General features: G+C 49.0%; 23 protein-coding genes and 1 pseudogene. 16 read left to right on the forward strand and 8 right to left on the reverse strand.

Going from position 1 to position 25,780, the window contains the following annotated elements; all coding sequences use genetic code 11:
* Positions 1-315: 315 nt before the first annotated feature.
* Positions 316-999: a hypothetical protein gene (locus tag F608_RS0113000; RefSeq protein WP_022666083.1), complete on the reverse strand. Its 684-nt coding sequence runs from the start codon at positions 997-999 to the stop codon at positions 316-318.
* A gap of 253 nt (positions 1,000-1,252) precedes the next feature.
* Entirely contained in the window at positions 1,253-1,402 is a 150-nt protein-coding gene (locus F608_RS37380) for a Rid family hydrolase (protein ID WP_425248200.1), read from the reverse strand.
* Between the two features lie 259 nt (positions 1,403-1,661).
* Here F608_RS37380 and F608_RS0113010 point away from each other — a divergent pair, with 259 nt between their 5' ends.
* Positions 1,662-2,876, forward strand: a complete 1,215-nt coding sequence (locus F608_RS0113010) for an ISL3 family transposase (RefSeq protein ID WP_027362664.1) — start codon at positions 1,662-1,664, stop codon at positions 2,874-2,876.
* On the opposite strand, the gene F608_RS31790 is transcribed toward F608_RS0113010, so the two are convergent.
* The 3 genes from F608_RS31790 to F608_RS0113025 form a co-directional block, all read right to left on the reverse strand.
* Positions 2,846-3,505, reverse strand: coding sequence for an NAD(P)H-dependent oxidoreductase (locus F608_RS31790; protein WP_022666085.1), 660 nt, complete (start codon positions 3,503-3,505; stop codon positions 2,846-2,848). The two genes, F608_RS0113010 and F608_RS31790, sit on opposite strands and share 31 nt — an antisense overlap.
* A gap of 144 nt (positions 3,506-3,649) precedes the next feature.
* Positions 3,650-3,946, reverse strand: a complete 297-nt coding sequence (locus F608_RS0113020) for a type II toxin-antitoxin system RelE/ParE family toxin (RefSeq protein WP_022666086.1) — start codon at positions 3,944-3,946, stop codon at positions 3,650-3,652.
* Entirely contained in the window at positions 3,943-4,224 is a 282-nt protein-coding gene (locus F608_RS0113025) for a type II toxin-antitoxin system Phd/YefM family antitoxin (RefSeq protein WP_022666087.1), read from the reverse strand. The genes F608_RS0113020 and F608_RS0113025 overlap by 4 nt, the downstream gene beginning before the upstream one ends.
* 198 nt (positions 4,225-4,422) lie before the next feature.
* Between F608_RS0113025 and F608_RS36910 the strand changes: the two are divergent.
* Positions 4,423-4,677: pseudogene (locus F608_RS36910) on the forward strand (reverse transcriptase domain-containing protein); the annotation flags it as partial.
* Between the two features lie 75 nt (positions 4,678-4,752).
* On the opposite strand, the gene F608_RS37140 reads toward F608_RS36910, so the two are convergent.
* Entirely contained in the window at positions 4,753-4,887 is a 135-nt protein-coding gene (locus F608_RS37140; RefSeq protein WP_279615105.1) for a hypothetical protein, read from the reverse strand.
* Between the two features lie 584 nt (positions 4,888-5,471).
* Here F608_RS37140 and F608_RS0113040 point away from each other — a divergent pair.
* Positions 5,472-6,122: a LysE family translocator gene (locus tag F608_RS0113040; protein ID WP_027362716.1), complete on the forward strand. Its 651-nt coding sequence runs from the start codon at positions 5,472-5,474 to the stop codon at positions 6,120-6,122.
* 169 nt (positions 6,123-6,291) lie between these two features.
* Here F608_RS0113040 and F608_RS0113045 read toward each other — a convergent pair whose 3' ends face one another.
* Entirely contained in the window at positions 6,292-6,882 is a 591-nt protein-coding gene (locus F608_RS0113045) for an OmpA family protein (protein WP_022666091.1), read from the reverse strand.
* Between the two features lie 400 nt (positions 6,883-7,282).
* Here F608_RS0113045 and F608_RS0113050 point away from each other — a divergent pair, with 400 nt between their 5' ends.
* The 3 genes from F608_RS0113050 to F608_RS0113060 all read left to right on the forward strand — a co-directional run bounded on the left by F608_RS0113050 (position 7,283) and on the right by F608_RS0113060 (position 10,270).
* On the forward strand, positions 7,283-7,771 hold the full coding sequence (locus F608_RS0113050; protein WP_022666092.1) for a hypothetical protein: 489 nt from the start codon (positions 7,283-7,285) through the stop codon (positions 7,769-7,771).
* Between the two features lie 151 nt (positions 7,772-7,922).
* Complete coding sequence (locus tag F608_RS31795) at positions 7,923-9,353, forward strand: glycosyltransferase family 2 protein (protein ID WP_084681243.1); 1,431 nt, start codon at positions 7,923-7,925, stop codon at positions 9,351-9,353.
* Positions 9,354-9,598: 245 nt separating this feature from the next.
* Complete coding sequence (locus F608_RS0113060) at positions 9,599-10,270, forward strand: SH3 domain-containing protein (protein ID WP_244154290.1); 672 nt, start codon at positions 9,599-9,601, stop codon at positions 10,268-10,270.
* Here F608_RS0113060 and F608_RS34780 read toward each other — a convergent pair.
* Positions 10,264-11,955: a sensor domain-containing diguanylate cyclase gene (locus F608_RS34780; RefSeq protein ID WP_022666095.1), complete on the reverse strand. Its 1,692-nt coding sequence runs from the start codon at positions 11,953-11,955 to the stop codon at positions 10,264-10,266. The genes F608_RS0113060 and F608_RS34780 overlap by 7 nt on opposite strands.
* Before the next feature lie 682 nt (positions 11,956-12,637).
* On the opposite strand from F608_RS34780, the gene F608_RS0113070 reads away from it, so the two are divergent.
* From F608_RS0113070 to F608_RS0113120, 10 genes are all read left to right on the forward strand, one after another.
* Complete coding sequence (locus F608_RS0113070; protein ID WP_027362718.1) at positions 12,638-13,843, forward strand: ABC transporter substrate-binding protein; 1,206 nt, start codon at positions 12,638-12,640, stop codon at positions 13,841-13,843.
* Between the two features lie 8 nt (positions 13,844-13,851).
* Positions 13,852-14,748: a carbohydrate ABC transporter permease gene (locus F608_RS31805; protein ID WP_022666097.1), complete on the forward strand. Its 897-nt coding sequence runs from the start codon at positions 13,852-13,854 to the stop codon at positions 14,746-14,748.
* A gap of 5 nt (positions 14,749-14,753) precedes the next feature.
* Positions 14,754-15,590 (forward strand): carbohydrate ABC transporter permease, encoded by an 837-nt coding sequence (locus F608_RS0113080; protein WP_027362719.1) that lies wholly within the window; start codon positions 14,754-14,756, stop codon positions 15,588-15,590.
* A 9-nt stretch (positions 15,591-15,599) separates the two neighbouring features.
* Positions 15,600-16,673: an ABC transporter ATP-binding protein gene (locus F608_RS0113085; protein ID WP_022666099.1), complete on the forward strand. Its 1,074-nt coding sequence runs from the start codon at positions 15,600-15,602 to the stop codon at positions 16,671-16,673.
* Positions 16,674-16,687: 14 nt separating this feature from the next.
* Positions 16,688-18,331, forward strand: a complete 1,644-nt coding sequence (locus F608_RS35710) for a uroporphyrinogen decarboxylase family protein (protein ID WP_084681126.1) — start codon at positions 16,688-16,690, stop codon at positions 18,329-18,331.
* 212 nt (positions 18,332-18,543) lie between these two features.
* Positions 18,544-20,592: a hybrid sensor histidine kinase/response regulator gene (locus F608_RS0113100; RefSeq protein WP_022666100.1), complete on the forward strand. Its 2,049-nt coding sequence runs from the start codon at positions 18,544-18,546 to the stop codon at positions 20,590-20,592.
* A gap of 191 nt (positions 20,593-20,783) precedes the next feature.
* Positions 20,784-23,177 (forward strand): ATP-binding protein, encoded by a 2,394-nt coding sequence (locus F608_RS34785; RefSeq protein ID WP_022666101.1) that lies wholly within the window; start codon positions 20,784-20,786, stop codon positions 23,175-23,177.
* Between the two features lie 80 nt (positions 23,178-23,257).
* Positions 23,258-23,494 carry a hypothetical protein gene (locus F608_RS0113110; RefSeq protein WP_022666102.1) on the forward strand — a complete coding sequence of 79 codons (237 nt, stop codon included), beginning with the start codon at positions 23,258-23,260 and terminating at the stop codon, positions 23,492-23,494.
* A 453-nt stretch (positions 23,495-23,947) separates the two neighbouring features.
* Positions 23,948-24,517 (forward strand): CD3072 family TudS-related putative desulfidase, encoded by a 570-nt coding sequence (locus tag F608_RS0113115; RefSeq protein ID WP_022666103.1) that lies wholly within the window; start codon positions 23,948-23,950, stop codon positions 24,515-24,517.
* A gap of 154 nt (positions 24,518-24,671) precedes the next feature.
* The gene (locus tag F608_RS0113120) at positions 24,672-25,757 is read left to right on the forward strand and encodes a hypothetical protein (RefSeq protein ID WP_153307502.1); all 1,086 of its coding nucleotides are present in this window, start codon (positions 24,672-24,674) and stop codon (positions 25,755-25,757) included.
* Positions 25,758-25,780: the final 23 nt, after the last annotated feature.

A 25,780-nucleotide genomic window follows, 5' to 3' on the forward strand; every position in this document is an offset into this window, starting at 1 on the left:
AGGGCGTGAACTTATGGGGTGTACGTCCCCTATACGTGAATCCTGCCAAAGCATTAGCAGAAGTATCGGCCGAAAACAAGGGGGGGAAACCGCGAGGGATCGTCTGAAGGGCTTGAGCAGGGCGAAAGGCTAAGCCGCAGGCGGGAGCGATCCTTGGGAGCGGCCGCATGGAGCGCAAAGCGATGAGCCGACGAACAGGAAGAGCAGATAAGGCCTGGCCTCAGGGTAAGCCGGAACCACATGTAAATTCCAGGATTCAGGAGACAGGGTAAATGCCGGGGCTGTGCAGTGAACGTTCAGGTCCTTATCTGGTAACTATAAAAATATCCTTACTCCGAAAATAATCCAGGCAAAAAGAACAAAACCATATGTAATATACTGCATTCTTACAATATAGTCTTTAATTTCATTGTCTGCCGGAATACGAATCAGCGCAGGCAGAATGAGAAAAAACGGAGATGCAAGAATATTCCCGAATAACATGCCGAGGGGGCCGAATTCAGTTGTTTTAAACGAGAGATTAAACACGATAAAAATCACCCCGCATATTGTGAAAAGTATTGCCACCGGCAAAGGCCATCGCCCTTTGGTAAAGCGCTTTGATAAAAGAGCAATCAATATTGACCATTGAATGAAAATGGCCGTCGGAACCAATCCGAACGGGAAAAGCATCCGAAGGGGGCTCAAAACATAGGGTGCAACAAATGAGGCAGGGGGCACAACCACTGAAAACCAGTAAGCGGCAATAATCCATTTCTTCTTATACGATTTTGCCATGATTATCCCGATCCATATGCCTATCGGGGTATGGAGACAGATGGCCGACCATTGCACAATTTTTCCGATATTGTTTCTGACATCTATGCAGAAAAGCGCTCCGATGATAATGGCAATATCAATTGATAACAGAAAAGCGATCTGCTTTGCATTCTCACCGAAACCCGCAGATTGTAAATTGCCATTATTGTTTTCCGGTTCTGAAACCATTTCTTCCCCCATTGGATTTTCCGTTTATCATTTCTTAACGATTTATTATAAAAACAAAAAAATATCAGCATCCATTATCTGGTTGGACCACAGAGCGATGGATTTCAGGGGCCGTCGAAGCAAAGGGAGGGAACAAGAGGGTTAAGGCGAAGCCGTTCTTTGCAGTTTGCTGCGGTGATTGGTTCTCTGTTAATATCTATTTATTGGACTTTGGTCAACTGGGCCGTTTGCGCAGCGTAGCAAGCGCCCCACACAAGCCTCTTGGTTATGCTCTCAACTTTGCGATAACACGGATTTCTATGAGAGCTCCTTCAACTGCCAATTCAGAAACTCCAATGGCTGTCCATGCAGGATAGATTTCATTAATAAACTCATCTTTGATCCGTTTAAAATCCTCAAGATGTTCTCCAATAATGCTTTTTTCTCAACACCCCCTTCATCCCAGTCACCCCAACCTGAAAAGCTCAATGGTTTGACGGTGTCAATATTTTTCAGGTGTTCTCCCCATTTATTCATCCTTTTTTTGGTTCATCAGAAAATCGCGTACTTGGAATGAGAAGCAGGCCGATATAGGATTCTGAAACAAAAAATGATTTTATGCTTGAAATGAAGGTGTGGACATGATCATTTTCCAATTTTTTTGTGTTAGCCGCACAAAACCGGAGAATAGAATCATGTCCACCAGTCTTATTTACCACGCTTTTGGTCTTCGTGACTACTTTTATAAAACAACCCGCTTTATCGGCGGGGTGCTCACCTTTGAAATATTTCCTAAACCCGAGGCAATAAAGTGTCCTGAATGTAACTCAAGATCTGTCGTGAAAAGAGGAGTTATCAAACGAACTCTGAGAACAATACCCGTAGGTTCGAGACCCGTAATCCTCAAGACGGCCATTCAGAGAGTCTGGTGCCCCATATGCAAATTTGTCCGGCAAATCAAACTGTCTTTTTCCAAAGAGGGGAAGAGTTATACCCGTGCCTTTGAACGTTATGTCCTGGAATTATCCCAGTTCATGACAATCAAAGATATTGCCAGCCACCTGCGTATCAGCTGGGATACCATCAAACAGATACAAAAAGCTCATCTTACAAGACGTTACCGGAGCATACCCCTCAAAAAGGTCAAGCGGATTGCCATAGATGAGATCTCCATAGGCAAAGGACATCAATATCTAACCATAGTAATGGACTTGGAATCCGGCAGAATTCTGCATGTGGGTGATGGAAAAGGAGGCGATGCATTGAAGTTCTTCTGGCAAAAAATAAAAATTTCAAAGGCCGGAATAGAAGCTATCAGCATTGATATGTCTCCGGCATATTTGAGTGCTGTTATTGAAAATATGCCTGGAACTGCCATAGTCTTCGATAGATTTCACGTGGTAAAACTGTTCAATGAGAAACTATCTGAATTCAGAAGGGACCTTTACAAACACCTGTCGAATAGCGGGGAACAAAAACTGATAAAAGGAACCCGCTGGCTTTTGTTGAAGAATCCAGAAAACCTTCAAAAGAACAAGGGGGAAGCAGAACATCTGCAAAAGGCACTGGAAGTCAATCAACCGTTATCAACCGTATATTATATGAAGGAAGAGCTCAGGCAAATTTGGAACCAATCAGATAAAAATACCGGTGGGAAGGTTCTGGAGAACTGGATTAACCTGGCCAATGTATCAGATATTCAGATGCTGAAGAAATTTGCAAAGACGCTGGGTCTACACAGAAACAGGATACTCTCCTTTTATGATTATGCAATTTCAACAGGGCCTTTGGAGGGAACCAATAACAAGATCAAAACCATGAAACGTAAAGCATATGGATATCGTGATTTTGAATTTTTTAAACTAAAACTTCTGGATCTTCACAACAAGAAGTACGCATTAATCGGATGAACCCTTTTTTTCAGGTGTAATTCAAATTTCTCAGGCGACATATATGTAAAGTCTTTGTTTTGAATTTCAGCCGATAAAAATGGTGGAAGTACAGTGAACCCCATATAGTGAAGTGAAAAGGTAATTGATCGTAACAATACTTCAATTTCACCACCACCTCTACCGTTTGTAGTAAAAGTAGATTCAGGTGCCCCTGATGTAACAGAACAAATGGCACTTTTTCCTCTGAAATAGCCTTTGTCGTATCGCATTTTACTGGTGTATAGGCCGCCAGCAACAAAAACTCTGTCAAACCAGCCTTTTAGCATCGCCGGCTGTTGATGCCACCATATTGGAAATTGTAATATGAGCAAATCGCATTTTTCGAGCCGGTATATTTCACGTTGGACATCTTTGGGAAGCGTGCCGGTTTTATAAGCATTTCTTTGTTCAGAAAGTATATCAAATCGCTTCGTGTCAACTCTGTTTTGATAATGCTCATCTCGTTCAACAGGATCAAACCCTTCTGCATATAGGTCAGAAACTTCGACACTATGCCCCGCACCTTCAAGTTCTTTAACGGCAGTTCTCGTCATTGAACCATTAAACGATTGTTGCTCTGGATGACAATGAATAATTAAAATGTGCAAGGTATCCTCCAGTTTTGTTGATTTCCTCTATTGGCATAATGTTTAACTCACTTGCGTAGTCAATGTGCAGTGGCTTGTTAACAGGCCCGAGGCGAAGCCGAAGGGGACTGGGGTTTTAGGCCGGAGGCCGCACCCAGCGGTCCGCTATAACTTAATTTCGTCGATTGGCAGAATTTGTTTTCCGTGCCGTATGGTTAAAATAGAAATAGTTGTTGGTTCATGGTGATAGATAATTCTGTAATTACCATATATGATCTCACGAAAATGTTTGTCTGAAATTTCAGGTACTATACGGCCAAACTCTGGGGATGATATAAGCTGTTCGACTTTTTCGAAAACTGTGTTGAGCCACCTTTTTGCCGCTGAAGGATTATCCAAAGAAATGTAATCAACTATTTCAGACGCCTTATCAAGAGCAAGGGGTGACCAAATTAGTTTCATGGCTTGATACGTCCAAGGAGTTTTTTGCGTGCAGTTTCATGACTCACACCTTCCCCCTTGTTCAACTGATTGAGGGAAGTACGTATGTCCGTTAAAAGTTCAAGTTTGTCTTGCATCAGCACATATTCATGCACATCTAGTAAAACCGCTGCACTTTTACCACGTTGAGTGATGATTAGCGGTCTTTTCGTCTCATGGACTTGCTTGATAAATGAAGCCATACCATTTCGTACTTCCGAAAGCGGCTTTATGTCTTGATCGAATTTTAAGTTTTGCATATCATCCTCTTTAAGCTTAATTTTTGTTCAGTATAACGTACAACTAATAGCACATGCAAGAATTAAGTTATAACACCCTGCATCACCGGAATTTTCGGCGCGCAGCAGAGAAAATTCTCCGAGTGAATGCGATTGTGTACGCCCGGCATGGGCGTGAACTATGGCCTAAGATACGTTCAGATTTATTTGAAGGGACATATGTCGACCGGGGTGCCGCATGGGGGTCCACTCTCCCCTTTGCTTGCCAATATTCTTCTCAATGATCTGGGCAGGGAACTGGAAAGATGCGGCCATGGTTTTGTCCGGCACGCTGATGACTTCATCATCATGGTGAAAAGCATGAGCGCAAGGCTCAGAATCATGGCGAGTGTCTCCCGGTTTCTTGAACGAAAGTTGCGGTTGATCATCAATGAGAAGAAAAGCAAAGTCGCACCAGTGAGGGAATGCAGTTTCCCCGGGTTTGTCTTTGTACGTGGCAAAATCAGGTGGAGAGATAAAGCCTTTCAGGAGTTCAAACGGCGTATCTGTTTATTCATTGGAAGGCGCTGGTTTGTCAACACCGCCCACATCAATGCCCCTGTAGATCAGGAAGAAATTTTCGGTTTTGGGCACCATGACATCCCCGTCCTGGACATAAGCCCTTGCCAGAGTGGTAGCAGACATCACAGGCATCCACAGAGTCCAGGGTGGAAGGATAAGCTTCGTAATGATCTCTCCGATTTTTTCAGGGGCCATGGGGCTGCAAAATCCACTGTCACCATTTTACAGAGCAGATTGGCTCCCATGCCTGAAGACCTTCTGCAGGTTCCAGAATATTTTACTTGTCCGTCCTGACCATCGCTTCAGATACCGAGGTCGGTACTTCAGCAGAATGTGCCACAAAAGCAGCAACCATATATTTTATTGGGATATATTGTAGTTTTCCAGAATTTTTTGATACACTGTGTTGGATTTGAATTTTTTCAGTTTATCCGAAAACCTGTCAACAAAATCCCGATCCACTTTCTTGGGACTGAATACAATGGACAACGGGGTGGATTCGATAGGATTGCCGATCAGGGTGACCACATCGTTTTCAATTCCTAGTTCCTTTTCAGGTCATCAAAGGAATCAAATTTCAAAATGCCTGCATCGGACCGCCGGATAAAAAACACCCATCTTGTAGACAAGAGATGCGCAGCCGGATAATAAAAAAGGAATTCTTCTTTAAACCGCGTTTTTATCTAAAACTTATTCAGGAGGGTAAAATGGACTTTCAAGCCGTTGGAACTTTCACTCTGATGATCCTGCTGTTGACCATAATGCCAGGCTCCAATGGAGCGCTTATACTGAAAACAGTCCCGCAAAACGGGCCGCTTGCAGGGATATTAAATTTGGCTGGGATTGTTTCTGCCTTTTATATCCATGGAATCCTTTCCATCCTCGGGTTGTCCGCTTTGATTCTCAAAACATCCCAGGCTTTTTTCATTGTAAAACTTCTGGGATCTTTTTATCTCCTATACCTGGGCATAAGCTCTCTCTGGCAGGCTTTTTTCTCAAAAACCGCTTCCGCCCGGAAAAGAGCAGGCAAAAATAATCGAACCGGGATTCCCATAAAAAAGAGACTTTTTCTGGAAGGATTTCTCACCAACCTTTTAAATCCAAAGGCTTCTATGTTTTATCTTGCGGTATTTCCGCAATTTATTAGCCTGGAAGGAAATCCCGTTTTAGAATCCTTCCTATTGGTAGGGATTCATTCAATGGTCGTTGTAATGTGGTTTTCCTTTATCATTATTGCTCTTGGCAGGATAACGCGTGCCCTTTCATCCATGAAATTTAAAAGAATGGTGCAGGGCGCAACCGGCTCGCTGATGATCTGGTTTGGATATCGTTTACTTACATACCCGCAAAAAAGCTGAAGAGATCTCCCCGCGGATTTCGAAAATATCCTTACAAAAGATAAAAGAACCCGGGCCCCCGGCATCAGACAGGAAGGAGGGGTCGTTCCGGTCCGGAGCTGATCGCATCAACCCTTTCTCCGTAACCGGGATGCCGGGGCCCAGGTTCTTGGGCAGATAAGAGTCCGGCTTATTGGGCCGGGGGCTGAATCTTGAACTCGACCCGCCGGTTGAGCCGATCTGCAGCCTCGCCCGGATCCGTGGAGATGGGGTCGCTTTCCCCCATGCTGACATCAATTAAGCGGTCTTCCGGGAGTCCCAGGGACTCAAGATAGGCTTTCACCGCGCCGGCCCTGCGTTTTCCCAGAGCCATGTTATAGGCCTCTGTTCCGGCCTGATCGCAGTGTCCTTCAATGCGGACCGAAATATTGGGGGTGTCATCCAGCCAGGCGGCCTTTTCCCTGGCCAGGGCCTGGGCGGTATCGTCCAGCTTTGCACTGTCAAAGGCAAAAAGGATATGCCGGCTGAAAAAGCGTTCTTTGTCTTCAGCCCTGCGGGCTTTTTCCATTTCCTCTTCCCGGACTTCCGGCTTTTCTACTTCCTGGGCAGGCACAGGCTCTATTGCCTCAGGTGCCGCGGCCACCTCTTCTACAGGGGGCGGGGGGGGCTGTTCAACGGTTTCTGTATTTGTTGTCACCTCTTTTCGGGCACAGGAGACCATGGCCAGCAGCCCTATAACAACCAAAACAGTCACGATTCCTTGGATGATGCGGTGTTTCATTCTTACTCCTTTTTTTATTATTATTCAGCTGGTTACGGGTTTTACCCCGTTTCCCATGTTCAGGAACACTTGTCCTAGGGTAGAGCAACACCCATGCCATTTATGTAATTGCTTGAATTTATATAAGATTAATTCTTTTGTTTCCCCTCATGGTTACGAGAATTACCGGGTAAGTTACGATTTTTGCACGGCTGGCCGGGCCCAGTCCCGGGACCGGAAAAAAGCGTAACCCTGAATGAAATTCTCGTAACCCCGGTCCGGGGTATGATCTATCACAGATTCAAATAATTCTTTAAAATCAGTTGGTTATTTCTTTGGCATAGCCCTTGCTCTATGAAAAAAAGTCAGGATGCCCGAATCCGGGGATCCGGACCATTCAAACCCATAAGGAGCAAGAACCATGAATAAGAAAAATAAATTAACGACCCTTTTCATTGCCGGCCTTGTCGGCATCAGCCTTCTGATCTTTGCCTGCGATGAGAAAAAAGAAATCCCGCCACCGGATAAGGTCTCCCTGACCATTTCCCCCCTGGAGATCCAGGGAGTGCTTGAAACCTCCGATGCCGGACTGACCCTGTTCGACGGTGAAAAGAACCATCTGCTGAAGACCGAACTCAATCTGGAAGAGATGCTGGGTGAGATCGTCCAGGTGAGCGGATCCCTGAAAAGGGATGCCCACGGGATTTTTATCCAGGTGGACCATGCCGGTCTGGCAGACCCGGATATAGAAGAGGCAACCGTACCAGAGGTGAATACAAATGGGGAAGCAGGTCTGGCCAGGGACCAGGATACCGGGATTGAGGCCGGCCTGGATGATTCTGATCCTACCGGCACGGAGGAATCTGCCGGCACCGGACAGGCAAACGGTTCGGACCGCACCGGAGCATGATCCCGGGATCTTTCCGGCTTTTTCGTAAAGTCCCCTTATATCATCCGCAACCCCAAAAAATGAAGGTGTAAATTATATGTCTGTATTAAACAAATTTAAATCACAGCCCGAAAAATCAAAGATGGTCCGGCCCGCCCAGGCGGGGCCTGTAATGAATGCGCCGGTCTTGCCGGCCAAAAATATCTTTTTTACAAAAAGGGATGGGAAGGAAAAGAATCCCTGTGAACGGAGCCGGTGGGCCGTTCTGACCTGCATTGGAATGGTTATTGCGGCCACTCTCCTGGGCCTACGTCAAGGTCCGTCCGCAGCAAACCTTCTCAGGGGAACAGCCTGGGGCAATCTATTGATTGGAGGGGGCCTGTTTTTTTTCTTCCTCTTCCTGGCCGAGCTGGCATGGAGGGCTGTTCTTGTTTTCAAATACAGACCGGTGAAGGGATGCAGGGATGATTGGCTTCCCAGGTGCACGGTGGTTGTCCCTGCGTACAACGAGGGGCGTCAGGTCCTCAAAACCCTTGAGAGCCTTGCAGCCAGCGATTATCCAAAGGACAAGGTCCAGCTCATCACTGTTGACGACGGCAGTGTCGACGATACCTGGATGTGGATCCGGAAGGCCTGCAGGGCCCTTGACCGTCCCGTCCTGGCCATCCGGCAGCCCTCCAACCGGGGGAAGCGCCACGCCCTTTACGCGGGATTTACAAAAAGCACCGGGGAGGTGCTGATCACGGTGGACAGTGACTCCACGGTTGAGACCGATACCCTGAGAAATCTTGTGGCACCGTTTATTCGGGACAAAAAGGTGGGAGCGGTTGCCGGCAATGTCCGGGTCCTCAACATGGACCAGGGAATCCTTCCGAGAATGATCGATGTTGTATTTGTCTACAGCTTTGATTTCATGCGGGCAAGCCAGAGCATGGTCCGGACGGTGATGTGCACCCCGGGAGCCCTTTCGGCATACCGGAAAAGTGCGGTCATGTCCCTGCTCCGGGAGTGGCGGGATCAGACCTTCTGCGGCCGGCCGGCCAATATCGGAGAGGACCGGGCCATGACAAATCTCATTATCCGGGCCGGGTATGATGTGGTCTTCCAGCAGAATGCCAGGGTCTATACCGAAGTGCCGGTCAGGTATACCCAGCTTTGCAGGATGTATCTGAGATGGGCCAGGAGCAATGTCCGGGAAACCATTGCCATGACGCGCTTCATCTTTACCCCCTTTCGCAGGGGGTCGAAACTGGGGGCAAGGCTAAATCTGATATCAGGCTGGGTGGGACTTACAAAAACCCAGATCTTTCTTCTGACCACCTGGGGTATGATTCTCTGCCATCCCTCTGTATTCGGGTTGAATGTGATGCTTGGGGTGATTCTCTCTTCAAGCCTTTCTGCGGTCCTGTACGCCTGGAAATTCGGCCGTTTTTCATCCCTGCTGGCCTTTGTCTACGGATTCTATTTTTTCATCTCATTGGTCTGGATAAAGCCCTATGCCCTGGTCACCGCCCATAAATCAGGATGGCTCACCCGGGACATTCCCATTTCCCCAAGGAAAAATCCGTCTGATAATCCCCCGATATTGATGCATGAGGTATAGATAATTCCTTGACAAAAGGGAATCTTCCATCCTAGGATCAAAGGGAAGTTGAGTTTGTTGAGCAGGTTATTATGAAGGTGAATTCCCGGAATCACAGCAAGCAGATGACGAAAGCCAGATTCAGCCCCGTATATAAAGGCATGCATTTTCAGTACGCCGCAATCATCGCAACCGGCCTGTTGCTGCCGTTTCTTTTTTCATCCTGCGCAATGGAAAAACAAGCATCGGTTGTTAAGGCTCCGCCGATGGTTGATCTTCAGGTGATCGAAAGGAAAACCCGGCGGATCACGAAATTGGAAAGGGAAAACGCCCAGCTTGGGGATAAGCTTTCCGAGCAGAAACTTCTCTCCCAGAAACTGCAAACCGCATTGCTCATGAGGCACAAAGAAACCGATGCCTGCCTTCAGGCAAATGAGAAACTGGCAACAGAACTGAAACAAAGCAAGGCAAAACTGGCAAACAGGGGCAGTAAACTGGGAGCCGTCACCTTCATAGCCGAGGCGACGGCCGTCATCAACTCTATGGCAAGACAATCCCTGGATGACCGGCAGGCAATTCTCCATAAAAGAGCCAGGCAGAATCTTATCGCGAGCAACCGGGAACTGGAAAAAGAGAACTATGAAGGCGCTTTTTTCCTGTGCAGAAAGGCCATGGAACAAGTCAGAAGCATTGATGTGGACAAAGATACGGTCAAGGCCCGGCCAGCTGAGGAGGAGATCTCTTTTTCAACCCCCTTGGAGATGGAGCTGTTTACCACCGGAAATCTCCGAAGCGCCCCGTCTATAAAGGCGGATATAAAAACCGTGCTCCCGGAGGGAAGCCGGGTGACTGCCATCGGTTTTCAACGAAACTGGGTGAAGGTCAAATCGATGGATCCCCTGGAAACCGGTTGGATCCACCTCTCACTTCTTTACTGAATATCCGCTCCCTTTTCATCCCCGCCCGCCGTTTGATCCTCCGAAGCCAGGTAAACGACCCGGTTTCGCCCTTCTCCCTTGGCACGGTACAGCGCCATATCGGCCCGTTTGACAACCCTTTGTTCATCCCCGTCCTGTTCATGGATTCTTGCGATCCCAATGGAAATATTGAGCCGAATTTTTTGTTCTTCATGGACGAATATATGATTTTCAACGGATTCTCTGATCCGTTCCGCAGCCTGAATTGCCTCATCCTTAGCAGACTCGGCAAGGATCACAAGGAACTCCTCTCCGCCGTAGCGGCCGGCTGAATCAACATTCCGCAGATTCTCCTGAAAGATCAAGGCAACCTGTTTCAGGACCGTATCCCCGGCCTGGTGCCCATGGGTATCGTTAATGGCCTTAAAATGATCGACATCAAGCATCAGTACGGAAAACCCGGTTTTATACCGGCGATAATATTCGTATTGATTGCGAAGGAGGGTCATCACCTGTTTTCTGTTGTTCAGCCCGGTAAGCGGATCCGTCGTGGCCAGTTGTTCCAGCTTTGTCTGGTTCTGTTTGAGTTCAGCCACCATTTCATTAAAAACAGAGGTGGCAAACCCGATCTCATCATTCCGGTGAACCATGAGTTGCACGTCCAGGTCTCCTCCTGCCACTCTTTTGGCCCCCCGGGTCAAATCAGACAAAGGAACCATGATCTGCCGGGTCAGCAAGTAGGCCGCAATCCCCATGAGAACACCGAAAAAACAGACGATAAGGATATTGCGATGGCGGGAGCGGATGACCCTGGAAAAAGCGGTTTTATAATCTTCCGCAATGAAAAGTCCCCACCCCAACTCATGGAACGGGACAACCATCCCCATCAACCGCTCATCCATGGGGCCGGTGAATTCACGAAGATTCTGCAATTCACCGGCCAGAGCCAGATTGATCCCCTTGAGCCCTTTTCTCGCCTTCCTGCCGTACAGGAAGGCTTGTTCTGTCTTCATATCCACCAGGGAGCCATAGGTCGAGTCACCGGAGGCTCCCAGCTCTGCCGGATCCAATAAGGGCCTCAATCCGGTTACTCTGGTCTCCATCACCAGCAATGCTCCATACTCATAAAGGGGATCCAGGGAAAGGGGAACCCCGATCAGGATAAGAGGCGACTTGTCTCTTGGGTCAATATATACATCGCTTTTAAACCATTGTTTGTCTGAGATCTGTTCGACGGAATCTTCAGGAAAGGGAAAAGGCGGTTCACGGCCGCCGGTTCCGGAGGAGGCAATAATGGATCCCTGCCTGGAGAGAATAAAGATGCGGACATAATCCTCAAACTGATTCTGCAATGTGGTAAGGTAGGTATGGATCATCCCGATGCCCGAGGCCGGGTCCTGGGTCTGATTTTTCCCCTCTTCCATCCTCTTGAGATAGTCTGTGACCACATCCGATACAATGGAAGAGTTCGAGAAAACATTCAGATCGTAAACCCGCTCCTTGACCCAGAGCGAAATTTCCCTTTCCATGATCTGCGCGGAATCGATAAACTTCTGTTCAACCTTCTCCTCTATCGTAGATTGCAGCATATTCTGAAGCAGAAGTCCCATGGCCAATGACGGAACCACGGTGACCAGCACCGCAAAGATAAGAATCCGGTTCCGTATACTCAATAAATGACTGTTTTCAGCATTTGGCTTGCTCATAGATCGATCCAACGTGTTTATCACGTTCCTCCGGGTTTTGCATTTTCTGCCGGCGCTTCGTTTAACATCGCTTCCACACCCCGGTTCTATGAAAGATGGAAAGGTGCAGACGTTTTATTACGATGTGAATCCATAGTAAATTTTGAAGTAAAATTCAATTGGGAAAAGCGAGATATTTGTATACCAAATGGTCATGTTGGCTTTCATGTCGATGCTGTCCCTTGGCCAAGTGGGTCATTTCGCCGCATATATTGGGTTACGCTTTTACCCGGTTTTCACAATTCATTTGATGATTTTTTTCTATCCCCGCGTTCTGTTTAAAAATTTGCCTCATCCCATAGCCAATGCCTATGATAACCCCTGTTTTAATAGATATTATCAAATTGACGCATGGAAATTTTTAACATAGAGAACCCGATTAAAGAGAACTCTCGTGCCATGACTTCATCTCGCGGCTGATAAGGGGTTTTGGCTTCAATGCCATTGTGAATAGCGGTGCAGCCTTTCATTGCATAACGGATCAAAGGGGCCGCCTGTGCATACCTGGCACGGGACACACACATTAACAATAGGAGAGAGGTGTATGGAGCAGTACAGCAGAGTTATTTCTAGGTTGATCACTTTGTTTTTCGCCACAGCCATTTGTATTTTCAGCATATCTGCATCACAGGCGGAAACAGTGGTGGAGTTTTCATATCCGCCCTTTGGGTACAGTGCAGCAGCGGAAAAAGCCTTCTGGGGAAAGCATATCAAGGCATTTGAAACCGAGAATCCGGGAATAAAAATGAATATGACCTGGGAATCCTGGGGCAATATCTTCCAGAAAACATCGGCTGCCGTGGAATCGGGCAAGGTGCCGGATATCTCTTACAACAGCCCTCCCCAGATCATGCCGCTGGCCAAACAGGGTCATATCATGCCGGTGGATGATGTCATTGCCGATCTTGGCGGGGTCGGTGCTTTCCAGGAAGCCCTGATCAAACAATATGTGCTGGACCAAAAGACCTATTGTGTTCCCAATGCCGACGCCAACCTGGTCATGTGTTACCGAAAAGACCTGCTCAAGGCCGCAGGCTATGATCATCCCCCAAAAACCTGGGATGAGCTGGTAAAGATCTCCCTTGCCACAACCCGGGACGGGGTTTACGGCCTGGGTCTTTACCTTGGAAAAACCTATGACACCCGCCAGGTTTACGCAGGAATGATGTGGGCTGCCGGCGGATCCATGCTGGATGAAGAGGGCAATGTGGCACTCAACAGTCCGGAAAATTTAACTGCCCTCAAGTTTTATACCGATCTTTATCTAAAGCACAAGGTGGTCCCCCAGGGAGCCGTGGCATGGAAATACGGGGACAATGCCAATATCATCGGTGCCGGACAGGTGGCCATGACCCCCATGTGGGGCGGCTACGGAACGCTGATTCAAGAGATGTTTCCGGACAACTACAAAAACATCGGGTTTGCCCCCCTGCCGGCCGGACCCACAGGCCATTCCGGCAGCTGGTCCGGTGTGGGCGGGTTCTATGTGTTTGCCAAGGCCCGGCACCCGGAAGAAGCCAAAAAATTTATAAAATTCATGTCCAAACCAGAGATCCAAAAGGAGTGGTGCCTTATTTCCGGGAATGTTTCCCCGTTCAAGGCCATTGCCCAGGACCCGGATCTGACAAAGTTTGACTGGTACCGGGCCATTGCCGAGCAGTCTGCTTCTTCGGTTCAGACCGGCTGGTTAAGTTCTGCCGCCGTTCCCGGGCTGGAGATCATCGGGGGGCAGCATGTACTGGCAGAGCCCGTTGAGGATGTCATCAGCAACGGAATGACGCCTGAAGCCGCTCTGAAAAAAGCCCATGACCATATGGCTCAAATTATCGAGAAAGCCAAGAGCCATTAGCCCGGAAAATGGGTTTTCGCATCAAAGGACCATGGGGCACCGATCCGGTGCCCTATGGATTTCTCGCACCGGCAGTGATCATTGTCTTTGGTGTATTGATCTATCCGGTATCCTATGCCATTTTTTTTTCCCTTACGGATAAGACCATGGCGGTCCAGGACTATCATTTCGTGGGCATGGAAAATTACAGAAATCTGATGGGCGACTCCAATTTCTGGCGGGCGTTCGGCCATTCCATTGTCTTTGCCGGGGTTACCGGTGCCCTCAATCTTTTTCTCGGTTTCGGTATGGCCCTGGCCCTGAATCGCCGATTCCGGATGCGCGGGCTGTTCCATACTGTCCTTCTGATGCCCTGGGTGATTCCCGCCATTGTAACCGGCCTTATTTTCCGGTGGATGTACAATGATTTTTACGGGTATCTGAACCATCTGCTGCTCCATTTTCACCTGATTCAAAAACCGATTCTCTTTTTGGTTGATCCCCATTATGTGTGGCCTTCGGTGATCGCCGCCAATGTCTGGGTCGAATATCCCTTTGTCATGCTCATGTTCATGGCAGGGCTGCAGGCCATTGACCCGGATCTGTACCGGGCGGCCAGGGCGGACGGTGCCGGCCGGATCCAGCAATTTTTCCACATCACCCTGCCAGGTCTGCAACCGGTTTTTTTTGTGAATATCCTGCTTCAGGTTATTTTCATGTTCAAAACCTTTAACCTGGTCTGGATCATCACCCAGGGCGGACCCGGGGGCAGAACCGAACTGCTGAGCACCCTGGCCTTTCATCTGGCCTTTGAAGGGACGCAGACCGGGTACGGGTCTGCCGTGGCTTCGATCATTTTCTATATACTGCTGATTTTAAGCAGTGTGTACGTGATTCTGGCGTCCAGAAGGCAGCAGGGAGGATGAAGCTCATGAACAAGGCATATTCATGGTTTCGGGCCGGGTTTTTTTACCTTGGGCTGACCCTGGTTACGGGTTTGCTGATCCTGCCCGCAGTGGTTGCCGTCTCAACTTCTTTTAAGCCGACCGGCGAGATCTTTTCAAGCACGCCGTCCATCATCCCGGAGCGATTTACCCTGGCATCCTATGAAAAACTCCTGTCCATTCCTGAATTTCCGGTTTACCTTTTGAACAGCCTGATCGTTGCATCGGTTTCCGCAGCCATTGCCGTTGTCGTGGGGATTCTGGCAGCCTATGCCCTTGTGTTTTTTCAATTTTCCGGCCGGCGCTTGATCCGCCAGGCCCTGTTGACCACCTACATGTTTCCGGCCATCAGTCTTGTCTTTCCCATTTTTTTCTGGGCATCCCGGCTCAACCTGCTGGATACGTATACGATTCTGATTTTGACCAACCTGTCCTTTGTTCTCCCCATCGCCATATGGCTGCTTCTTGGTTTTTTCGATAAGATCCCGCCGGAACTGGAAAGGGCGGCCCGGGTGGATGGGTGCAGCAGACTGCAGGCGATTTTTCATGTGATTCTGCCGGTCATGCTCCCTTCCATTGCGGCCGTGGGTATTTTTGCTTTTATTCTGGGGTGGGGAGAGTATCTGTTTGCCCTGACCCTGACCCTGACCGATGCCCACCGCACCGCATCGGCAGGGATGCACGCCCTGATGGGCAATTACCGTATCGATTACGGCCTTTTGACCGCCGCCGGAACCGTCATTGTTCTTCCGCTGATCATCCTATTTGCGGGTTTTCAGAAATATATTGTCGAAGGATTAACCTCGGCTTCCATCCATAAGTAAAGAGCCTTTATGACACGTTTATCCCTGCAGAATATAAGCAAAACCCTGGACAGAATCCCTGTTCTCAAGGAGATCAGTTTGGACGTAAAACCGGGGGAACTCATGGTGATCATAGGGCCTTCCGGGTGCGGCAAGTCAACCCTGCTCAATGTCATCGCCGGACTGGAATCCAATGACAGCGGGCACATTCTCTTTGACGGACAACCTGTTGAGCATCTGACCCCCAAGGCAAGGGATGTGGCAATGGTTTTCCAGAATTATGCCCTTTATCCCCATAAGACGGTTTTCGGCAACCTCTCCTTTGGCCTTAAAATGCGCGGGTTCGGCAGAAAGCAGATCCGGGAGCGCGTGGAAGATGTTGCCAGGCAGTTGGAGATCCATCATCTGCTCAAACGCAAGCCCGGTCACCTTTCCGGAGGCGAGTGCCAGCGGGTTGCCATGGGCCGGGCCCTGGTCCGGAACCCGAAAATTTTTCTCATGGATGAACCCCTGTCAAACCTTGATGCCCTGCTCCGGACACAGATCCGGACGGAGATCAAAAAACTGCATGCCCGGCTCAATACCACCATGGTCTTTGTTACCCATGATCAGATTGAAGCCATGGGTCTTGCCGACCGGATCGCTGTCATGAACCAGGGCCGGATTATCCAGGTGGGAACCCCGGATGAAATCTATCAACACCCCATGACCCATTTCGTGGCCACGTTTATGGGCAATCCAGCCATGAATTTTTTGAGTGCACACCAAGAAGGGGACAACAGATTTAAAATCCATGGCAGCCCGCCTCCAAAGCCCCCGGACAAAACGGCGGAGACCTGTTTTGTGGGATTCAGGCCGGAAAAAGTCAGGCCGGGGGTCAACAGCGGGCTTGGGTTCAAGGGCAGGGTCCAGATACTGGAACCGACAGGAGCAGATATCTTTGCCATCATTGATTGCGGGGGATATGAGGTCAGGTGCCGGCTTTCCAGCGAGCCATTGACCCTGGGCCAGCAGGTCTCTTTGGGTGTGGCCAGGCAAGACCTGCATGTTTTTAATGCCCAATCCGGCCAGCGGGTGGAAGATGTTGAAATAATTGTCGGATAAAAGGAGGACCTATCATGTCAGAGGAAATTCTGAAAAATTTAGCAGATGCAGTGGTGGCCATGGATATCGACGAGACAAAGGCTGCCGCCCGGATGGCGCTGGAAGCAGGAGTGCCGCCCCTGGCTGCGATCCACCACGGTCTGGCCCGGGGCATGAAAAAAGTCGGGGCCCTGTATGCAGCGGGTGAGTATTTTGTCCCGGAACTCATCTGCTGTGCCGAAACAATGAATGCAGGCCTGGAGGTTCTGTCTCCGGAGGTTCTGGAAACAAAAGACCCTCTAAAGGGAAGAATCGTTATGGGGGTGGTAGAGGGAGATACCCATGATATCGGGAAAAACATCGTGGGTATGATGCTCAAGGCAGAGGGATACGAGGTGATCGATCTGGGAAGAAATGTGCCCCTGTCCGCGTTTGTGGATAAGGCAATGGAGGTCGGAGCCCGGGTTATTGCGGTTTCTTCTCTGATGACAACCACCATGGCCGGTATGGCAAAGATCGTTGAGGATTGTCACGGGCGCTGCAAAGAAGACAGGCCCATGATTATTGTGGGGGGGGCACCGGTTACCCAGGATTTTGCCCGGTCCATCGGCGCTGACGGATATGCCGAAGATGCCCTGGTTGCCGTTGAAACGGTCGGGCGGCTCATGGGATCCGGCAACAGACCCTCCGGGAAAAAAGGATCCTTGCTTGAGTTTATCGGGCAAAAGAACCACCGGGCCATTATGCCCTGGATGAGCACCATCGGCCTTCGTCTCACCGGCTACCCCCTTTATGAGGTATACCGATCCCCTGAAAAGCAGCTTGAGGTGGCCCGGGCAATGGACGAAACCTTTCCGGCTGATTTTATTTATCCCATGGATTACGGCAAGATCTTCTGCGAGGCATTGGGCATTCCCATGCTGAGGCCGTCCCATGATTTTCCAAGTGTGGTGGAAAATCTGATCACAGATAATGATAAACTGTCTGAATACAGGCCTTTGAATCCTGAAATAGACGGTTTGATGCCGGTATACATGGAAAGCCTTGGATTGCTGGCCAATCGTTTTGAAAAACCCTTGATGCTCTCTGTGGAAGGACCTTTTACCCTGGCCATGGAACTTGCCGGGGCAACCAATCTTGCCCGGGCCATTGTGCGGGAGCCTGAATTTGTCAATCATATGCTGGCCTTTACCGTAAAAACGGTCAGCCGCTATATCCGGTCAGCCGTGGCTGCCGGCGTTCAATTGATCATCATTTCCGAACCTTCGGCCATCATGTTGTCCCCCCGGCGGTTTGAAGACCTGGTTGGCCCAAGTCTTCGGCAGGTCTATGATTCCTTTGACGCCTGGAAGGCGCTGCATATCTGCGGCAATACCACCCATCTCTTGAAGCAGTTGCTCGATTGCGGAGCAGAATGTCTCAGCCTGGACCAATTGGTGGATATCCCCGGCATTGCCCCGCAAATCCCCCGGGATATTGTGATCTGTGGCAATATCGACCCCCTTGGCGTATTAAAGGAAAAAACTCCCGAAGAAATCCGGGAGATTACCTTATCCCATCTTCAAGATATGCGGCAATATCCGAATTTCATGCTCTCATTTGGTTGTGATTGTCTTCCGGACACGCCCCTTGAAAATCTGAAAGCCGTGATGGAGGCCGGGCATATCCCCCAGTCATAAAAGACGCTCTATTTAATAAAAGCGGTTATTCTTGTTCCCGGTCCGGGGAATTTCCAGACAAGGCCTTAAAAATACAGGGCTGAACTTTATGCGGTATCCTTGGAACCAACTTATATTACACATAAATCGAATAAGTGCTGTTAATTTTTTGGGGATTCAAGCATAATGGGAAAATGTAAATTTTCATCTGACCGACAAAAGAGATCAAAACAATGCCTGAAAAACCCACCTACGAAGAACTTGAGCAACGGGTCCAAGAGTTGGAAAAGGTCGAATCCGAGCGCCAGCGGGCAGTGGAAGAGCTGCGCGAGAGTGAAGCCTATATCAAAGCGGTGATGGACAACCTGCCCATTGGCGTGGCCGTGAACTCGGTCGATCCCAATGTAACTTTCTCCTATATGAACGACAATTTCCCAAGGTTTTATCGGACAACGCGGGAGGCACTTTCCAGGGAAGATGGTTTCTGGAATTCAGTGTATGAAGAACCTGGGTTCCGTGAAAAAATAAAAAAAAGGATATTGGAGGATTGCGCCAGCGGTGATCCGGAACGCATGCACTGGGAGGAGGTCCCCATTACCCGGCAGGGCAGAGAGACGGCTTTTATCAGCGCCCAAAACACACCGGTTCCAGGCAAGAAGCTCATGATATCAACGGTTTGGGATGTCTCCAAGCGCAAGCGGGCCGAGGAAGAGCTGCGCGAGAGCGAAGAACGCCTTCAGCTGGTAATGGAAGGCAGCCAATTGGGCTATTGGGATTGGGATATCCAGACCGGAGTGGTCAAACGAAACAGATACTGGGCGGAGATGCTCGGCTATACCCTGAAGGAGATTGAATATACGGTAAAGCAGTGGACCGACCTGCACCATCCCGATGACTGTGCCGCGGCATGGAAATCCATTCAGGACCATCTGGACGGGAAAACGTCCGTACACAGGATCGAGTATCGTATGCGTGCCAAGAACGGGCAGTATAAATGGATCCTGGATCAGGCCCGGATCGTAAAGAATGACGATGAGGGGAAACCGGTTCGGATGACCGGAACCCATACCGACATCACCGAGCGCAAACGAGAGGAAAAAGAGCGGGAGAAGCTCCAGGCCCAGCTGGCCCAGGCGCAGAAGATGGAATCCATCGGCCGGCTGGCCGGAGGCGTGGCCCACGATTTCAACAATATGCTGAGTGTGATTCTCGGTCATACGGAAATGGCTCTGGAATACGTTGGTCCGGAGCAACCGATCCACGCCGATCTCCAGGAAATTCAAAAGGCCGCACAACATTCGGCGGATATCACCCGGCAGCTGCTGGCCTTTGCGCGCAAACAGGCCGTTGCCCCGGTGGTCCTTGATTTGAACGATACGGTCGAAGGAATGCTGCGGATGCTGCGGAGGATCATCGGCGAAGACATCGATCTCAGCTGGCAGCCGGGAAAGGAGCTGCCCCGGGTCAGGATCGATCCCTCCCAGATCGACCAGATCCTGGCCAACCTCTGTGTCAACGCCCGGGACGCCATCGCGGGCACGGGCAGGCTCACCATTGAAACGGGCAGCGCCGCTTTTGACAAGGACTACTGCGCCCAGCATAGGGGGTTTACACCCGGTAATTACGTGCTGCTGACCGTCAGCGACAACGGATGCGGCATGGATAAACAGACCCTGGATCATCTGTTTGAGCCCTTTTTCACCACCAAAGGGGTGGACAAGGGGACCGGCCTGGGCCTGGCTACGGTGTACGGTATCGTCAGACAGAACAACGGTTTCATCAATGTCTACAGCGAGCCGGGCTGCGGAACGGCTTTTAAGGTTTACCTTCCAAGACATCAAACCAAGGCAGAGGTCTTGCCGGATGAGGTCAGGGACCATCCAGCCGGAAAAGGGCACGAGACCATCCTGCTGGTGGAAGACGAGCCGGCGATTCTGAGAATGACGAAGATGATGCTGGAAAGACTGGGCTATCAGGTGATACCGGCCAAAACACCGGGTGAGGCCATTCGTCTTGCCCAGGAGTTTGCCGGAAAGATCCACCTGCTCTTAACCGACGTGATCATGCCGGAGATGAATGGCCGGGACCTGGCCGGGAGCCTCCTTTCCCTGTACCCGGATATAAAGCGGCTGTTCATGTCCGGATACACGGCCAACGTTATTGCCCACCATGGTGTACTCGACAAAGGCGTCAATTTTATTCAGAAGCCGTTTTCAAGGAAAGCGTTGGCTGTGAAGGTGAGGGAGTCTCTGGATCGAACAAAAGAGAAAAGCAACCTGTAATCTTATTCCGGACACTGGGTTTTCCCGGCCGGATTTTATGGGGCAGCACGACTGCTGCCTCCGGGAAACGGAATGATTTATTTGGAAATCATTTCGTTCTGATCCGTCAGTGTAAAGGATGACAATATCCAGATTAAGATCGGAGAGATCGAAACCGGCGTTAGCGAAAAACTGTAACAGGAATTGTTCATTTGAAAAAAACATACGGGAAAGCTCTGCTGTTTCTCTTCAGCTTCGTGCTGATTCTGACCATGGGTTCCTGTCAGATCAGAAAGAGTGATTTTTTAACCCCTGAAGAGCGGACCTGGCTCCGGCAGCACGGAGGCGAACTGGAGATGCTGATCGGGTACGAGGACCCGCCCTACGGGTATTATGATTCCAAGGGACGGTACATCGGCATTGTGATGGATCATCTGGCCGAAATTGAAGGGCTCTTGGGAATCAAATTCGCTGCCAGGAATTTCAAAACCTGGGACGAGTTGATGGAATACTCAAAAACCGGCCGGAAGTTTATTCTTCTGGGCATTTCCCGGACAGATAAAAGGGTTGAATACCTCTCTTTTACCGATCCCCTGATCAAGGAAGTATATGTGATTGTCACCGGGAAGGACAGCGGGGCGGACACGATGAAAGACCTCGACGCAAGCCGGGTCTGCTCCACAGCCAATTACGCGGTGAATGAATATATTGCCCGGTATTTTCCCCAGATTACCCCTGAATATTTTCCGGACAGTCTGGACGGCCTGAGGGCCGTGGCAACGGACAACTGCGATGCCATGATCATCAGTCAGATGTCAGCCTCGTATCTGATTGAAAACCAGGGGATTGCCAATTTAAAAATTGCCGGGGAGACCGGTTATGTGAACCGCCTGGGCGCGGCGGTCTCCATCCAAGATCCCATCCTGTTCAGCATTGTGGACAAGGCCGTGGACCGGATTTCTCCCGAGCGGCAGCGGGAAATTTACCGGAAATGGCTCAATACGGGATCTTCACGCATCCCCGGATCCGTTTGGGCTGTATTGTCCGTGGGGGCCGGCCTCGCTCTGGCTCTGGTGACCCTTTTATGGATCTGGTCCATCAGCCTGAGGCGGCAGGTTGACAAAAAGACCCGGCAGATCCGGGCAAGTGAGGAAAAGTTCAGAAGCTATGTGGAAAATGCCCCGGGCGGGATTTTTGTGGCCGACGAAAATAGAAACCTCCTGGAGGTAAACAGAGCGGCGGAAAAGCTGACCGGATATGATAGCGGGGAATTGCAGGGCATGGACCTGATGGCGCTGGTCTCCCCCAAAGATCACAAAAGGGCTGAGAAACATTTTGAAACGGTATGGAAAACCGGAAAGACAACCGGAGATCTGTCCTTTAACAAAAAAGACGGCAGTTTGAATGAGTGGACAATTGATGCGGTGAAGCTTTCCAACACCCGCATTCTCGGTTTTGTCACCGATATCACCCACCGGAAGCGGGCAGAAGAGGAACGGCTGAAATTAGGCAAACTGGAATCCGTTGGAATCCTGGCCGGGGGAATTGCCCACGATTTCAACAATGTCCTGACCGGGCTGTTCGGCAATATTGAGATGGTGAAAATGCTTCTGCCCGACCATCATGAATCCCAGAAGTTTTTGAAATCCGCCCTGGGCTCCATGGAAACCGCCACCCATCTGACCAACCAGCTGCTCACCTTTGCCAAGGGGGGAGATCCTGTCAAAGAAACCCTTTCCATTGGAGAGGTCATCGCTGAAACCGCCCGGTTTTCCATCCGGGGAAGCCGGGCCAAGCTGGAGACCCGTATGGCCCGGGATCTGTGGCCGGTGGAAGCGGACAAGGGGCAGTTGAGCCAGGTGATCGGCAACCTGGTCGTCAACGCCCAGCAGGCCATGCCCACCGGCGGAAAAATAACCATAACGGCCGGGAATGTGAATACACGGGAGGGAAGATTCGTCTGCATTGAGATCCAGGACCGGGGTGTGGGGATCGCCCCCCAGTATATTGAAAAAATATTTGACCCGTATTTTACGACCAAACAGCACGGAAGCGGTCTGGGGCTGGCCATCATCCATTCCATCATCCGCAAGCATAACGGGGAGATACGTGTTGATTCCAGGCTGAACCAGGGGACAACCTTCACTATCCTTTTGCCGGTATCTGAAAAGCCCCGGGCCGAAGAAACGGAAAACCGGGTGGAGAAAACAGAGGGTCCCGAGGTCTCCCATTTCCGCGTCCTGATTCTGGATGATGAACCCGCGGTCCGGGATCTTCTCGGGGAGATGATGGAGAGGCTGGGGCACAGGGTCTCCTATGCCGCTGAAGGACAGGAGGCCGTTTTAAAATATCAGGATGCCCGGCAAAAAGAGGATGCCTATGATCTTGTGATTGCGGATCTGACCATACCCGGAGGAATGGGCGGACAGCGGGTGGCAGAAGAGATTCTCTCCCTTGACCCGCAAGCCCGGATCATCGTTTCCAGCGGGTATTCCACAGATCCGGTAATGGCAAACTTTCAGGAGTACGGATTCAAAGCCAGACTGGCAAAACCCTATCTGTTCCTGGAACTTAAGAAAGCCCTGGTGCGAGCATTTGAAGCATAGTATCCTTTAACAATCAGTTTTTATTGAGACGGCGGCTATTTTAGAAACCTTTAGGGATATCATTGAGAGGCACTGCCCCCATGGCCATTTTTGGAAAAAAAGGATTTGTCCGGAAACAGGAGATTGCCTTTGCAAGAAAACTTCTTGTCTGGAAATATGAAAAATCAGGCATGGTTCTGCCTGACAAGGCTGAAATATCTGCCCATGCCGAAAAAATTGTGGAGGATGCCCATAGGATCGCCCGGGAAAGCGGCAGCAATGTGCTGGATATTTTAAAAGACGCAGTAAAAGATATTAAATTTAAAAAAGATCCATGAGGCCCGGCATTGCCCTGACCGGCCCATGATCTGAATCCGCACTCTCACCACGGGGCGGCAGTATGGTTTTAATCGGTATTTTATTATTTATCCGGGGACATTCCAGGAGTTTGATAAATAGTTTAGAACTGAAAATGCTCGCCTTGCCTATATCTTGAAGCTTAGCTGGCCGCAAAGTTTTATTTGGCCCTCTTGTGGAACCTCTGAGAAAAACTCTTCGAGTATTGGATGAGGTCTTTTTTTTTCCGAAAATTGTGGAAAGCCAAATGTGAAGAACCGGGTCGATGAAAAACAGAATCGATTGATACTACCTAGTTACTGCCGATAAATTGATACTGCCTATTGCGGCCCGATATAATATTAAAATAAACGATTTGACTCAATTTCAGATGCTTTGTAATTTCATTTGAATTTAGCCACATTCAGGCTGATTTTGTAAAAACAGGATTCATTATGAAAAGATCAAAACGGCTCATCTTTCTGGCACACTGCATTTTAAATGTTAATTCAAAAGTCCAAGGTATTGCTGAATATAAAAGTGCCATTAAAGAGCTGATTTGTTTCTTGATTGACCATGATGTCGCAATGATTCAACTGCCATGTCCGGAAACTGAAATTCTTGGTTTAAACCGTTGGGGACATGTAAAGGACCAGTTTGAATATCCTTTTTTCCAGACGCAATGTCGATCATTGCTCGAACCGATAGTGGGACAAGTCCGGATGTACCATGAATGTGGCTATAGGATAGAAGGGGTCATCGGAATAGACGGCAGCCCAAGCTGTGGTGTCCATAAAACATGCCGGTGTCCTTCATGGCATGGTGATTTTTCGAATACGAAAAAAACATGGACTAAAATCAAACAGATGGAATGGGAAAATGAACCGGGAATTTTTATTGAGAATTTTCGTTCATTACTCGACGATGCCGGCATACATATTCCATTTTTTGCCGTGGATGAGATCAACGGCGTGGAAACACTGGACAGCCTTTTCGATCAATTATCCTTGTCCTTGAAAAAATAATTCTTCTGCAATTTTTCAAGCAGTCCTTTCTTAAGTATTTATATATGGTTTTCCTATATGTTTTCTATAGAATATGTATATAAACGATTTGACGGAGATCTTTTCCCCGCATAAATATGATCAATATTTTGGTAAGTTTATGCGGGGAAATATTTTGGGCTATGCGCTAAAAAAACGGGGAAAAGAATGCATAGAAAGACACAGAGCATTCTGGGAAAACGATTCGATTGGCGTTCCACTTGTTTTTGCTATTGCAGAAAACCCAGAATTTATACCAAAGCCCTGGGTTTCCCAAAAGACACGGAAAGAATGGGATTTGTTTCCAGACTGGCATGTAAACAGGGTAAATAATTATCTGAACGGAACCTGTTTTCTTGCAGATGCCATACCGGTCGCAAGCCTGACGGTCGGATTGGACATCACAAATACCGCTGTCCTTGCCGGAGGAGATTATGATTACAGCAGCACGCAAAACTTTATCGATTTTAAATCCGGTGGTTTTAAACTGGATAACCCGATACCGCTTTTCACTCCCAACAATGCCTTGGTAAAGGATTTGGAATGTTGTTATGATAAAGTAATTCATACCGTTAAAGACAGAGCCATGGTCAACACACCCACGACGCTTGATGCGCTGTCTTCGATATACGGGATGTGCGGATCTAAAACCCTTCTTACCGATTTGGTTTGTAAAAAGAAACTCATTAAAAAAAGAGTAGAAGAGATGACGGAAGTCTATCTTCAATTTTATGATTATTTTTATGCATATCTCAAGGAAAAAGGATATGGAGAATCTGCATCCTGGTTTCAGGTATTTGCTGAAGGCAAATTCGAAAGTGTCCGGTGTGATTTCAGCGTGATGATTTCAGAAGACATGTTTAAAGAATTTGTCATCCCTGAACTTGTCCAGGTCTGTGATCACATGGATTATTCCATGTTCAACATGTGTTCAGTGAAACACGCACGATTTGTTGATGCCCTGGCCGATATCCAGTCTTTGACCGGTATTTTCTGGAATCCAGAACCGTATATAGAAGGTGTCAAAGACTACCTGCATGTGCTGAAGAAAATAAAGAAAAGAGGACTGTGTCTGGAAGTCGTCTGCCACTCTGTGGAGGATGCCGTCATCGTAGCCAGAGAGCTTGGTCCGGACGGATTATACGTGTTTTTCGAAAAAAAATTCAATACCTGTGTCCAGGCCCAGGAGGCAATTGATAAAGTGTATGGTGCCTGCCGGTAATACTGGGGACCGTATGAGTTGAT

It is taken from the genome of Desulfospira joergensenii DSM 10085 (genome assembly GCF_000420085.1).
Classification (GTDB): Bacteria; Desulfobacterota; Desulfobacteria; order Desulfobacterales; family Desulfobacteraceae; genus Desulfospira; species Desulfospira joergensenii.

What these genes read in the sequence shown, in the direction of transcription:
- F608_RS0113000 (WP_022666083.1), bottom strand. Translation starts at nt 999, where the DNA reads ATGGGGGAAGAAATGGTTTCAGAACCGGAAAACAATAATGGCAATTTA.
- F608_RS0113010 (WP_027362664.1), top strand. Translation starts at nt 1,662, where the DNA reads ATGTCCACCAGTCTTATTTACCACGCTTTTGGTCTTCGTGACTACTTT.
- F608_RS0113020 (WP_022666086.1), bottom strand. Translation starts at nt 3,946, where the DNA reads ATGAAACTAATTTGGTCACCCCTTGCTCTTGATAAGGCGTCTGAAATA.
- F608_RS0113025 (WP_022666087.1), bottom strand. Translation starts at nt 4,224, where the DNA reads ATGCAAAACTTAAAATTCGATCAAGACATAAAGCCGCTTTCGGAAGTA.
- F608_RS37140 (WP_279615105.1), bottom strand. Translation starts at nt 4,887, where the DNA reads ATGTCTGCTACCACTCTGGCAAGGGCTTATGTCCAGGACGGGGATGTC.
- F608_RS0113040 (WP_027362716.1), top strand. Translation starts at nt 5,472, where the DNA reads ATGGACTTTCAAGCCGTTGGAACTTTCACTCTGATGATCCTGCTGTTG.
- F608_RS0113045 (WP_022666091.1), bottom strand. Translation starts at nt 6,882, where the DNA reads ATGAAACACCGCATCATCCAAGGAATCGTGACTGTTTTGGTTGTTATA.
- F608_RS0113050 (WP_022666092.1), top strand. Translation starts at nt 7,283, where the DNA reads ATGAATAAGAAAAATAAATTAACGACCCTTTTCATTGCCGGCCTTGTC.
- F608_RS31795 (WP_084681243.1), top strand. Translation starts at nt 7,923, where the DNA reads ATGAATGCGCCGGTCTTGCCGGCCAAAAATATCTTTTTTACAAAAAGG.
- F608_RS0113060 (WP_244154290.1), top strand. Translation starts at nt 9,599, where the DNA reads ATGGTTGATCTTCAGGTGATCGAAAGGAAAACCCGGCGGATCACGAAA.
- F608_RS34780 (WP_022666095.1), bottom strand. Translation starts at nt 11,955, where the DNA reads ATGAGCAAGCCAAATGCTGAAAACAGTCATTTATTGAGTATACGGAAC.
- F608_RS31805 (WP_022666097.1), top strand. Translation starts at nt 13,852, where the DNA reads ATGGGTTTTCGCATCAAAGGACCATGGGGCACCGATCCGGTGCCCTAT.
- F608_RS0113080 (WP_027362719.1), top strand. Translation starts at nt 14,754, where the DNA reads ATGAACAAGGCATATTCATGGTTTCGGGCCGGGTTTTTTTACCTTGGG.
- F608_RS0113085 (WP_022666099.1), top strand. Translation starts at nt 15,600, where the DNA reads ATGACACGTTTATCCCTGCAGAATATAAGCAAAACCCTGGACAGAATC.
- F608_RS35710 (WP_084681126.1), top strand. Translation starts at nt 16,688, where the DNA reads ATGTCAGAGGAAATTCTGAAAAATTTAGCAGATGCAGTGGTGGCCATG.
- F608_RS0113100 (WP_022666100.1), top strand. Translation starts at nt 18,544, where the DNA reads ATGCCTGAAAAACCCACCTACGAAGAACTTGAGCAACGGGTCCAAGAG.
- F608_RS0113110 (WP_022666102.1), top strand. Translation starts at nt 23,258, where the DNA reads ATGGCCATTTTTGGAAAAAAAGGATTTGTCCGGAAACAGGAGATTGCC.
- F608_RS0113115 (WP_022666103.1), top strand. Translation starts at nt 23,948, where the DNA reads ATGAAAAGATCAAAACGGCTCATCTTTCTGGCACACTGCATTTTAAAT.